This window comes from Escherichia sp. R1 (assembly GCF_003000935.1).
Taxonomy (GTDB): Bacteria; Pseudomonadota; Gammaproteobacteria; order Enterobacterales; family Enterobacteriaceae; genus Escherichia; species Escherichia coli.
Genome location: NZ_PSRU01000019.1, coordinates 1 through 12,920, shown reverse-complemented (window position 1 = coordinate 12,920; position 12,920 = coordinate 1). Strand labels below are relative to the sequence as shown.

Annotated in this window: 8 protein-coding genes; 1 reads left to right on the top strand and 7 read right to left on the bottom strand. The window is 48.6% G+C overall.

The window, feature by feature from the left end; all coding sequences use genetic code 11:
- Window positions 1-56: 56 nt before the first annotated feature.
- The 7 genes from hyxB to betI form a co-directional block, all read right to left on the bottom strand.
- Entirely contained in the window at window positions 57-2,354 is a 2,298-nt protein-coding gene (gene hyxB, locus C4F37_RS28165) for an outer membrane autotransporter HyxB (protein WP_001538341.1), read from the bottom strand.
- A 41-nt stretch (window positions 2,355-2,395) separates the two neighbouring features.
- Window positions 2,396-3,157 carry a protein HyxA gene (gene hyxA / locus C4F37_RS20670; protein ID WP_001538342.1) on the bottom strand — a complete coding sequence of 254 codons (762 nt, stop codon included), beginning with the start codon at window positions 3,155-3,157 and terminating at the stop codon, window positions 2,396-2,398.
- 153 nt (window positions 3,158-3,310) lie between these two features.
- Window positions 3,311-4,105 (bottom strand): LuxR family transcriptional regulator HyxR, encoded by a 795-nt coding sequence (gene hyxR, locus C4F37_RS20665; RefSeq protein ID WP_001374943.1) that lies wholly within the window; start codon window positions 4,103-4,105, stop codon window positions 3,311-3,313.
- Between the two features lie 329 nt (window positions 4,106-4,434).
- Window positions 4,435-4,998: a tyrosine-type DNA invertase IpbA gene (gene ipbA, locus C4F37_RS20660; protein ID WP_001295805.1), complete on the bottom strand. Its 564-nt coding sequence runs from the start codon at window positions 4,996-4,998 to the stop codon at window positions 4,435-4,437.
- Between the two features lie 1,067 nt (window positions 4,999-6,065).
- Window positions 6,066-7,754 carry a choline dehydrogenase gene (betA, locus tag C4F37_RS20640; protein ID WP_001159135.1) on the bottom strand — a complete coding sequence of 563 codons (1,689 nt, stop codon included), beginning with the start codon at window positions 7,752-7,754 and terminating at the stop codon, window positions 6,066-6,068.
- Window positions 7,755-7,767: 13 nt separating this feature from the next.
- Window positions 7,768-9,240 (bottom strand): betaine-aldehyde dehydrogenase, encoded by a 1,473-nt coding sequence (gene betB, locus C4F37_RS20635; protein WP_001538343.1) that lies wholly within the window; start codon window positions 9,238-9,240, stop codon window positions 7,768-7,770.
- A gap of 13 nt (window positions 9,241-9,253) precedes the next feature.
- Window positions 9,254-9,841 (bottom strand): transcriptional regulator BetI, encoded by a 588-nt coding sequence (gene betI, locus C4F37_RS20630; protein ID WP_001375032.1) that lies wholly within the window; start codon window positions 9,839-9,841, stop codon window positions 9,254-9,256.
- 128 nt (window positions 9,842-9,969) lie between these two features.
- Here betI and betT point away from each other — a divergent pair, with 128 nt between their 5' ends.
- Window positions 9,970-12,003, top strand: a complete 2,034-nt coding sequence (betT, locus tag C4F37_RS20620) for a choline BCCT transporter BetT (RefSeq protein ID WP_000131041.1) — start codon at window positions 9,970-9,972, stop codon at window positions 12,001-12,003.
- Window positions 12,004-12,920 lie beyond the last annotated feature (917 nt).

The following is a 12,920-nucleotide window of genomic DNA, read 5'->3' as shown; positions in this document are numbered from 1 at the left end:
CATACTGCTGCCTGCAGGGGGTATAACAGTCGACAGGGGAACCGACTGCTTTATTCTTACCAGGTCACATTGATACCAACTACACCCTGTAGCGGGTTCTCAATGTCGTCACCTTTGGTGTAGTCAAGGCTTGCATATGCTCCCATGTTTTTGGTGATATCAGCCTGTACACCTGCACCCACGCGGAATGCTGCACCGTCAATGCTGGCATTGACAGACTCATCACCCAGACGGACTTTGTTGCCATCAGAGAATTCGTTCAGTGCGGCCAGATTCAGATAAGGTTTAACGGTCGCGTTGCCCACAGCGAAGTCATAACCCACGCGCGTACCGGCCTCACCCAGCACAGAGTTATAGCTGTCAGAATGAACGTCCACGCCGTTGAGTTGATAATCCACACCTTCCAGAGTCAGAGCAGACAGTTTGGCATATGGCTGAATAAACAGGCCATTACCGTCTTTCCATGTGTAACCGCCTTTAACCATCGCACCAAAACCATTGGTGTTAAAGTCAGCTTTGATGGTACCGCCACCATTCATCAGGCGAACATCTGCCGTGTTGCTGTAGTGACCAAACTGTGCAGCAGTATCAATGAAGATACCGTTGTTATACTGGCGGCTCAGGTAAGCGTGGAAGCTGTAACCTTCAGTGTCACCTTTGCTCTGCATGGTAGTCATGTCACCTTTCGCAGAAGACATCGCCACACCGGCCAGCCAGCTACCATCTTCAGTCATGAAGCGGGTATCACCACCCAGCATTACACCATTTACATCCAGGTCATAGGATGCATTTCCCGCGGTGGTATGTTTCTGTTTACCGCCAAAGTACTGAATCCATACGCCACCCTTGTCATTTTCGCTCAGACGGACAGCATCCTGACGGGCGGAGAGCGTGTCAGCCTGCAGATTAGCGACGTTAGCCGGAGCAGCTGCCATTGCCTGAATCACGGAGCTGGCGTTGGATGCTTTATGCGTGTTTTTTACGAAATAAAAGTTACCATCAGCTCCCTGTGTCAGGTCATATTGATACAGACCACCTTCCGTTGTGCCTGTGGCTTTTAGAGTGCTGTCTTTGCCGGTAGAAATAAATGCCGTTTGTTCATTGATAAGATCCAATGAACCCGCACTGTAAACACGCAAGTCACCGCTCGCTTTACCGCTGATATCCAGAGTGTTTTCAGAAGAGGCATCAACAATCAGAGTGCCGTTTTGAGAAGCAAACGTGCCAGTATTGACTGTAGCCTTCGTGATATTAACCGTACTGTCTTTTACTGCCAGAGCATCAACAGTTGAGGAACCCGTAACATTCCAGACAGACCCGTTTTGCAGAGATACACTGGCATCTCCTGCCCCTGAAACTTTGCCTTTCCAGACTGAACTATCGGAAAGATTTATATCCAGATCACTACCCGCTTTATCGCCGCTATTGAAGGTATAAGCATTACCTTCCCAGTAAGAGCGGGCAACGTTCATATTTACATTTGTTGTGGTACTGGCTGAATTCTCGCTTTCAGAAAGGGCCAGGACATCAGAGTAGATGGTTGAATCAGCAACAGACAAATTTAAATTTTGCGTTGCTGAACCTGCGCCTTGTGCCGAAGCAGAGGCATAAATTGTTTGTTTATTATTAGCCGCCCCAATTACTGAGCCATCCTTAATATTCAGGTTGACTGTATGAATTCCCGTCTTATTCCCGGCAGTAACTATTGTTTCAATCCCGCCATTAATAATATTTGAGTCAGCAAGGGTGATGTTGTCGGTTGCATCACCGTCAAAACCCTGCAACAAATTACCCTTTTGAGCAAAAATTGCCGTAGAGCCGTTGCTGTAACTCTTATTACCTTGAGCATTTATGGTTGTACCATTGAGCGTTAAATTATTTCCCGTGGTCGCTTCCAGAGATATCCCTGTCGCACTACCTTTTTCATTTTTTGCAACGAAATTACCGCCATTAACAACAACATCGCCAGTTGAAGAAATGACCATTGCAGTCCGGACATAGGTGCCTTCACCTTGAGCTGTGATGGTGGAGTCTGTAGCATTAATCACAACATTTTTGTTACCACTAACTTTTACACCTTCAACGAATTTTTTGTCTGCCGTTGATTCAGCAGTAATATCATGACCAGCAAAAGTAACATTCAGGTCTTCATTTGCCGCATTAATTGTTACGGCTGTAATCTGTTTGTCTGCTGTATTGTTAATAACAACATCTTGATCCAGAGTCGTTTTATCTTTATTCAGCGTAACCGAATCAGTTGATACCGCGTTATCAGCAGCGAATGCTGGTGCAGAAAGAGCCATAACAATAGCTGTTGCTAATGCGCTGCGGTAAAATGCTTTACTGTTTTTCATGAAGAAATTCTCCATTCTGGTAACTAATTTCAATTTTCCACTTATTTATATTTATGCAGAGATAAAGCCTGCGTCCCTGCATTTACCACCACGGAATACCTGTTGGTATTTCCGTTTTCACGCAATGTCATGGCATTCGTTGTTTCCAATGCGTTTCCATCACCGTGAAATTTATTGCTGCTCAGCAGCAGGGCTTCCCGCAATGACATGCTGTCCGGTATTCCCCAACGCTTTTTTAGCGACTGCTCGGTAAGCCATATCTGTCTTATCCCCGTTTTGAGAAATTGCGCACTGTATTCCCAGTTGTGTCCGGCAAGAAGTAACGACAACACCTTCTTTTGCTTTTCCGGGAAGCGTTCTGACATGACGATTGTCTTTGTGCGGTTATTCACCTCTTTCATAAAGACAGAGTAACTGTCCATAACTGGCAAAATTTCTGCATGTTTCAGCCCTGAAAACCCACCAGAGGCATTTGCAATACTGATGACACGCTCTACTGACATTCCTGGTTTCAGTAACCTCAGGTTTTTGAGAACGCCAGAAATACTCACATCCGGTGGCAGAAAAAAGGGCGCGACGCACAACACCACCACGAATGAGTGATCCCGATAAAATCGGAACCACATTTCAGCGCATTCGGCAGGTCGCCCTGCCGATATCACGACACTCTGTGGCCTATGCCGCAATTTATTGCGTAACTCCTCTTCTGTTCTGATGCAGGTAACATTGCCGACAGAACCGGTTGATAGAGCTGCGAACTGCGCTGGTACAATTCCTGAGGGACAGAAAAGAACGAAACGCATCCTTCCCTCACAGATGTCAGTACGCCAGCACGCTGTACAGGCTGTACAGCGTGCCTCCCAATCCTGCAGCCCAGAGCAGTAGAAATATTTTGGCTCCTACACTGTAGCGAGTCCGTATGCGCCGCAGTGGGGGGTAGTAACAACGCTGCTGTGTCATAACAATCCTGGTCTTTTTTTAGACATATTTTTTCTTTGTCCGGAAAGTACTTTTCCGGATATGGCGTCAGAATTTATTGATTCACCAACGGCAACTTTCTCTGGATAAAGAATTCCGGATACCATGTTCTGCACATACTGAGTGAGTCGATGAGCGGAATGTTGTCCGACATATCTTGCATGTAGCCGTATATTCCGTTTCACTCTGCTGTCACCGCATCCCGTATAGAGCAGCCTGAAATCGCTCAGAGTTCCCAGTCCAAGTTTCATTAATGCCCGTGTGGCAATCGCATGCAGGGTCTTTGAACTGCGTTGTTCATAACGGGCAATCTCACTGAAACTCATGCCCTGCATCAGAATCTTAAGCACGCTCAACTCCCGTGCAGTCAGGAGCCAGAAATCGCTCATATCGCCGGGCAAAGGACGCAGTAACCAGCGGATAATTTGATTCTGATAACGACTCGCTGTCAGCATGGTGCCGATGCGTGGGAAGCCGTTATACAGACTTGCAGCAGGAGCATTATCGAACCAGTCGGAGTCACCGGTCAGGCAGACCTGCCATTGCCCGGCATCACTCCGCAAACGGGCGAGACAAGCCAGAAGAACCAACTCCCCTGAAGGAAGCGAAGGGATATCAGCTAACAGGTAGCCACAGGAGGTCTTTAAAACGAATTCAACCTCTGTAGTGACGTTGCTGTACACCCGCACGATATACCTGTCCGTTGGGATGAGAGACTCCAGTGCCAACCTAGTGAACTGACAGGCACTGATAATAACCAGAGGCTTCTTCATTCAGACTCGTCCACGCCATTGCTACAAAACCTGACATTTTGATTCAAAATGTCAGGTTTGGTTTAATAGCCTGAATATTTAATTTTCTTGGAATATAAATCTAATTTGTTTGATTTTTATTGTTTTTAATTTTGTGTTATTTAACAATATGAGCGAAAGTTGATCACTGGTATGACCTTTGTGATTAATCATTTCAAATCATGGGGTTATTTTACTTTAGCTAGAAATATCAACATGTTATGTGTTTTATTTAATTGAATGGGCTGTTTTTTTATGGAAGAATTGAGGAAAACGTAGGAATCTGACATTTTGAATCAGAAGGTACTGTTTTAACGAGGCTTTTTTTTCCACACCCCTTTAAAACGAGCAGCATTACTGGCTGTGTATCTGACAGTATGCTGAATATTTCGATGACCCAGATAATCCTGAAGTAGTCGGGTATCGACACCATTGTCAGCCAGAGCAAAACCACAGGCATGACGTAACATATGAGGATGTGCTTTTACAGCTAATCCTGCACGTTTTCCAGCCTCACGAATGATAGAAAAAAAATGTTGTCTGCTGATAGGGCGGCGTTTCCGGGAGAGAAAAAGCCAGTCTCCTTCAACTCCGTTTTCAATTAACTTCCTCTGCTTAAGCCACAACTTGATCAAATTATATTCATCAGGAAGAAGAGGATGTGTCGTCGAGAAACCATTTTTAATACGCCGAATATTAAGTTGTTTTCCTGATGCATCAATATCGGATAAACGTAAATCAAGAAGTTCACTGGCCCTAAAACCGTGAATGAAAGCCATCATAATTAGACAGCGATTTCTTTCAGGAAAGGACATGCTCTGGGCTGCATCCATCAGCCTGTAGACTTCATCCTGTGTGAGATATTTTCTCGTCATACGCCACCGTGTACAGTTGTAAAAAAAAGAGAGGCACACCCAGATAAGTATGCCTGCAATCAGAACGTTATCGATGTAATCTCATTATCTCATTAATAAGATTTTTTGAATAGTAGTTCTACGCAACAGATTAAATATGAACTATTTATTGAGCAGCTTTTCTACAAGTCATTTTTAATGCGTGTTTTTATCTACTATAATGTGAAAAAATAAATATTAAAACTATGAGTGACAGGTCGTGTGGGATGTGTGTTACGTCTAATGTTTTAGTAATTTTTTATTAGTTTTGAGATATTTAATATCATTTCCTGTGAGATTGCCTTGTTGTGTATCTAATTGATTTTACTTTTGTTTTTTTTGATGCATAAATTTGGAGGGTAGAAAGTAAGATTAGCTTAATATCAATGACATGAATTTATAAATACATATTGTTGCAAGGTGCTCTTTACTTTTTGGGTCGTTAGTAAATCATTGTTAATGGGTTCTACTCATAAATTAAAAATATTCATTTAAATGGTTTTTGCTTTTTATATATCTCAATTTGTTTATTTTGCATTCATTTGATGGAGAGTATTCCAACACTTTTTGTTTTTTGCAAAAAATTATTAACAATTTTTTATTATCAATTGATGATGAATGTAAAATAAAATGTTGGCGAAGCGATAATCTTGTGCTAAAAAATATTTAAGCATGATGATTAATTAAAGAAGAGTAAAAATAAATCGCTGCTAATAAATTATACGAACCGTGTTTAAAGCTCCATGTGGTTTTGGTCTGACTTATTTTTGTACTCGTTACAAGAACCCTTTTCGTACATGCTAACCGTGAGCGGGAATGAACAGGTAACCATAGCCAGGAACATTAGCGGCGTAATTCTTAAGCTGAGTGGTATTTCATCTGTAGTTTATCTGTGTATGCATAGCACCTTCATCAGCCAGATTGAGCAAGTCAGCTTAGAATTTGCTGGTGAGATTGTCACGATGAAGCATGAGAGTTACCTCAGTGTTTTATATAAGGATTCGGTCCTCATAGTAGAACGGTAACTCTCAATCTGATAGGTTCCTGAGTCAGTTCACATCACGACTCATTTTTTTCGCTCTCACCGGCATCCCATTTGCCACAAAATATCTTGCCGTGCTCCTCGGCAACGCATCCTTCCCGCGAATCATATCCGCCATTTTCTCGCCAATCATAATCGTCGTGGCGTTCAAATTGCCGGTGATAATCTGCGGCATAATTGACGCATCCACCACGCGCAGGCCTTCCAGCCCGTGTACGCGGCCTTCGGCGTCAACCACTGCCATCTCGTCATAACCCATTTTGCAGGTACCGCACGGGTGGAAGGCGGTTTCGGCGTGGTTACGCACGAACTCATCGAGCTGCTCATCCGTCTGGCATTCGACACCGGGGCTGATTTCGCGGCCACGATACTGATCCAGCGCCGGTTGATGCATGATCTCCCGGGTGATGCGAATTGCGTCGCGGAACTCCTGCCAGTCCTGCTCGTGCGACATGTAGTTAAACAGAATCGCCGGATGCTGGTGCGGGTCGCGGGATTTAATCCGCACATGCCCACGGCTTGGCGAGCGCATCGATCCGACGTGGCACTGGAAGCCGTGCTCTTTCACTGCGTTCGAGCCGTTATAGTTAATCGCCACTGGCAGGAAATGGTACTGAATATTCGGCCACGCAAATTCCTCACGGCTGCGAATAAATCCGCCTGCTTCAAAGTGGTTGCTGGCACCAACGCCGGTGCCGCCAAACAGCCACTCCGCACCGATTTTCGGCTGATTCCACCACTGCAGGGCAGGGTAGAGGGAAACCGGTTCTTTGCACTCATATTGCAGATACATCTCCAGGTGATCCTGAAGATTTTCGCCGACGCCAGGTAATTCATGCACCAGCGGAATATCAAACTCCGCCAGCAGTTCAGCGTTGCCGACGCCGGAGCGTTGCAGGATCTGCGGTGAAGCAATCGCGCCTGCACATAACAGCACTTCTTTATTCGCCGCCGCGCGGGTCGGAATGGTGCTGTCGCCTTCCAGCCACTCGACGCCCACCGCGCGTTTGCCGTCAAAAAAGATGTGATCGGTCATGGCGTGAGTACGAATGGTCAGGTTAGGGCGCGATTTGGCCTGATCGAGATAGCCACGCGCGGTGCTGGCGCGACGGCCATGCGGCGTGACGGTGCGATCCATCGGGCCAAAACCTTCCTGCTGATAGCCGTTGAGATCGTCTGTGCGCGGGTAGCCCGCCTGCACGCCCGCTTCAATCATCGCTTCAAACAGCGGATTGACGCCGGGTTTGGAGGTGGTGACGCTCACCGGGCCATCACCGCCGTGGTAGTCGTTCTCGCCCACATCGCGAGTCTCGGCCTTGCGATAGTAGGGCAGGCAGTCGAGATAACTCCAGTTCTCCAGACCAGGTTCTTGTGCCCAGTTATCGAGATCCAGCGCATTGCCACGGATGTAGCACATACCGTTGATCAGCGATGAACCGCCCAGACCTTTGCCGCGTCCGCACTCCATGCGGCGGTTGTTCATAAACGGTTCGGGTTCCGTCTCATAGGCCCAGTTGTAGCGTTTGCCCTGTAGCGGGAACGCCAGCGCGGCGGGCATCTGGGTGCGGAAGTCAAAGCGATAGTCCGGGCCGCCTGCTTCAAGCAGCAGCACGGTTGTGTTCGGATCTTCAGTCAGACGGGTAGCGAGAACGTTGCCGGCTGAGCCGGCACCAATAATGATGTAGTCAAATTGCAAATAAACCTCCTGGTTAGAATATGGACTGGAATTTAGCCATCTCAACCTGGATGGACTTCACCTGGGTGTAACTCTGGAGCGTCATCACGCCGTTCTCGCGACCAATGCCGGAGTGTTTGTAGCCGCCAACGGGCATCTCTGCCGGGGATTCGCCCCAGGTGTTGATCCAGCAAATACCCGCTTCCAGCTGATGAATGACGCGATGCGCGAGGTTCAGGTCCGCCGTCACGATACCCGCCGCCAGACCGTAGTCGGTATCGTTAGCGCGGCGAATGACTTCGTCTTCCGACTCGTAGGTCAGAATGGACATCACCGGCCCGAAAATCTCTTCGCGCACAATGGTCATATCGTCGCTGCAATCGGTGAACACGGTCGGTGCAACCCATGCGCCGTTATCGAAGCTATCCCCCTTCAGTACATCGCCGCCGCACAGTACGCGCGCGCCTTCCTCTATGCCTTTGGCGATATAGCGCAGCACGTTATCGCGATGCGGGAAGCTGACCAGCGGGCCGAAGTTAGTGTGCGGATCGAAAACGTCGCCCGCGCGAATGCGCTCAACGCGCGCCAGAACCTTTTGTTCAAATGCGGCTTTGCATTTCGTCGGAACGAAGACGCGAGTGCCGTTGGTACACACCTGACCGGAGCTGAAGAAATTCGCCATCATGGCGATATCGGCGGCGAGATCGAGATCCGCATCGTCAAAAACGATCAGCGGCGATTTACCGCCCAGCTCCATGGTCACTTCTTTCAGGGAGGAAGCTGCCGAGTTAGCCATCACTTTTTTGCCGCTGGCGACGCCGCCGGTAAATGACACTTTGGCAATGCCCGGATGATCGGTCAGATATTGCCCGGTCTCCGCGCCCACGCCCGGCAACACGTTAAATACACCGTCCGGCAGGCCCGCTTCGCTGTAAATTTCAGCCAGCTTTAACGCGGTAAGCGGGGTGACTTCGCTCGGTTTGAAGATCATCGCGTTACCCGCCGCCAGCGCGGGGGCGGATTTCCACAAAGCAATCTGGATCGGGTAGTTCCATGCGCCAATCCCCGCCACCACACCCAGCGGTTCGCGGCGGGTATAAACAAATGACGTCTCACGCAACGGGATCTGGCAGCCTTCCAGCGCCGGGATCAGCCCGGCATAGTACTCCAGCACGTCCGCACCGGTAACGATATCGACGGTTGAGGTTTCCGAATATGCTTTTCCGGTGTCGAGGGTTTCCAGTTTTGCGAGTTCGTCATTGCGTTCACGCAGAATATCAACGGCCCGACGCAGAATACGCGAGCGTTCCATAGCGGTCATCGCCGCCCAGATTTTTTGCCCTTGTTGGGCACTCTTCACGGCGCGATCGACATCCTCACGCCCGGCGGCCTGCACGGTCGCCAGCACGTTACCGTTGGCCGGGTTAATGGTCTCGAAGGTGCGACCGCTGGTGGCGGAGGTATAACCACCATGTATATAAAGCTGCTGTTCTGCCATTCGGGACATCACGTTTCCTCGGTTAATCGGTGGGTAAATGCTGAGTAATAAAGTGACGGGTCAGCGAGTGTGCGAGAGGTTTATCCAGCGCTTTGCCGCTCAGTGCCGCGCGCAGCCATAATCCGTCAATTAGCGCGGCAAGGCCGTAGCCCGCTTCCTGTGCCTGTTGGCGCGGTAACTCGCGGCGAAATTCGCTCACCAGATTCGACAATAAGCGGCGGCTACTGACCTGCTGCAAGCGATAGAGCATCGGCTGATGCATACTGCTGGCCCAGAAGGCCAGCCAGGCTTTCATCGCCGCACTGCTCACCTGGGTTTCATCGAAGTTTCCGCCAACAATCGCCTGTAATCGCCGCTCTGCACTGCCCTGCGGAAGTGCATGTAATCGATTCAAAACCGCGTCACGCAGCTGACTGGTGATATCGCGCATGGTTGCTTCCAGCAGACCATTTTTGTCCCTGAAATAGTGGCTGATGATCCCCGTAGAAACGCCTGCACGGCGGGCGATCTGCGCGATCGTTGCATCGTGCATGCCCACTTCATTTATTGCTTCCAGCGTGGCGTCGATCAGTTGTCTGCGCCGGATCGACTGCATTCCCAATTTGGGCATTTTCGCCACTCCATTCATCAGCGTTGTTTATCTATTAAAGCGGTTATTGATTGGACGTTCAATATAAAATGTGTCTTAATTGTTACTAATTTGATTTTAAATGGTAACAATAACAGTGGGGATACTGGATGACAGACCTTTCACACAGCAGGGAAAAGGACAAAATCAATCCGGTGGTGTTTTACACTTCCGCCGGACTGATTTTGTTGTTTTCCCTGACAACGATCCTGTTTCGCGACTTCTCGGCCCTGTGGATTGGCCGCACGCTGGACTGGGTTTCTAAAACCTTCGGTTGGTACTATCTGCTGGCGGCAACGCTCTATATTGTCTTTGTGGTCTGTATCGCTTGTTCGCGTTTTGGTTCGGTGAAGCTCGGGCCAGAACAATCAAAACCGGAATTCAGTCTGCTGAGTTGGGCGGCGATGCTGTTTGCTGCCGGGATCGGTATCGACCTGATGTTCTTCTCCGTAGCCGAACCGGTAACGCAGTATATGCAGCCGCCGGAAGGCGCGGGACAGACGATTGAGGCCGCGCGTCAGGCGATGGTCTGGACGCTGTTTCACTACGGCTTAACCGGCTGGTCGATGTATGCGCTGATGGGCATGGCGCTCGGATACTTTAGCTATCGTTATAATTTGCCGCTCACTATCCGCTCGGCGCTGTACCCGATCTTCGGTAAACGGATTAACGGGCCGATAGGTCACTCAGTGGATATTGCTGCGGTGATCGGCACCATCTTCGGTATTGCCACTACGCTCGGTATCGGTGTGGTACAGCTTAACTATGGCTTGAGCGTGCTGTTTGATATTCCCGATTCGATGGCGGCGAAAGCGGCACTGATCGCCTTGTCGGTGATCATCGCCACTATCTCGGTGACATCCGGTGTTGATAAGGGCATTCGCGTGTTATCGGAACTCAACGTTGCGCTGGCGCTGGGATTGATTCTGTTCGTGTTGTTTATGGGCGACACCTCGTTCCTGCTTAATGCACTGGTGCTGAATGTTGGCGACTATGTGAATCGCTTTATGGGCATGACGCTCAACAGTTTTGCCTTCGACCGTCCGGTTGAGTGGATGAATAACTGGACGCTCTTCTTCTGGGCATGGTGGGTGGCATGGTCGCCGTTTGTCGGCTTGTTCCTGGCGCGTATCTCGCGTGGGCGTACCATTCGCCAGTTCGTGCTGGGCACGTTGATTATTCCGTTTACCTTCACGCTGTTATGGCTCTCGGTGTTCGGCAATAGCGCGCTGTATGAAATCATCCACGGCGGCGCGGCATTTGCCGAGGAAGCGATGGTCCATCCGGAGCGCGGCTTCTACAGCCTGCTGGCGCAGTATCCGGCGTTTACCTTTAGCGCCTCCGTCGCCACCATTACTGGCCTGCTGTTTTATGTGACCTCGGCGGACTCCGGGGCGCTGGTGCTGGGGAATTTCACCTCGCAGCTTAAAGATATCAACAGCGACGCCCCCGGCTGGCTGCGCGTCTTCTGGTCGGTGGCGATTGGTCTGCTGACGCTTGGCATGCTGATGACCAACGGGATATCCGCGCTGCAAAACACCACGGTAATCATGGGGCTGCCGTTCAGCTTTGTGATTTTCTTCGTGATGGCGGGGTTGTATAAATCTCTGAAGGTAGAAGATTACCGCCGTGAAAGTGCCAACCGTGATACCGCGCCGCGACCGCTGGGGCTTCAGGATCGCCTGAGCTGGAAAAAACGTCTCTCGCGCCTGATGAATTATCCGGGCACGCGTTACACTAAACAGATGATGGAGACGGTCTGTTACCCGGCAATGGAAGAAGTGGCGCAAGAGCTGCGGTTGCGCGGCGCGTACGTGGAGCTAAAAAACCTGCCGCCGGAAGAGGGACAACAGTTGGGGCATCTGGATTTGTTGGTGCATATGGGCGAAGAGCAGAACTTTGTCTATCAGATTTGGCCGCAGCAATATTCAGTGCCGGGCTTTACCTACCGCGCACGTAGCGGGAAATCGACCTACTACCGGCTGGAAACCTTCCTGTTAGAAGGCAGCCAGGGCAACGACCTGATGGACTACAGCAAAGAGCAGGTGATCACCGATATTCTCGACCAGTACGAGCGGCACCTTAACTTTATCCATCTCCATCGTGAAGCGCCGGGCCATAGCGTGATGTTCCCGGACTCGTGATTGTTATTGCATAAAACCGCGCCATGTCTGCATATGGCGCGGTTTCTCTTACCTCTTGATACGTTATATCTGTGTACAGTTAAGCCCTTAGTATCGATTGATGATTGCCAGGCAACAGATAATAAAAAAGAAAAGAACTATTGAAGCCCAAAACCTACGTTTGGACTGTTGTGAATGTTCAATAAGCTTAGTCTTATTTAATGTAAATATTGGTGCTAATTTGAAATGACGCTTTATTCATGGGGAACGCGTAGCGCAAATCAACTAAAATCAATGTAACCGTTTGTTGTTTAAGGTTTAATTGTCTGTGTCTGATATTTTATTGATTGTTTTAAATATTGTTTTTATTGTCATTGTTATAATGTTGGCTATCTATTGCTGAATGGATTCAGTCTTAAAAAGCAGGTTGTTAAGGGATAGGCATAGAGTAATGACGTGTATGCATAACCAACATCTTTACTCATTATGTCATTGAATGTTGACGCTATGTGTTTATGAGGTTGAGGTATTTTCAGTTGATCTGGATTGTTAAATTCATATAATGCGCCTTTACTCATGAATGGGCGTCAATACGTAGTGGGAAATTATAAATATCGAAATAGTCCAACTACTTCTTTATTACCAAAAATGAGTATCTGAATTTTAATATTGCATTCTTGCGTGATTATCTCCTGAGTTTGACTTGTGATTACCTTTTTAAGGTATTTAGCGTAACTGTTTTTGAGCGAGCATCAGAGGTAAAGATAATCTTCTTGATAGTGATGTGGGATGTTATACGTATGGCATCGCTTGGATTTGCCCCTATATTTCCAGACACCTGTTATCACTTAACCCATTACTGGCTTGCTGCCGTAGATATTCCCGTGGCGAGCGATAACCCAGTGCACTATGCGGATGCCATTCGTTATAATGCTCGA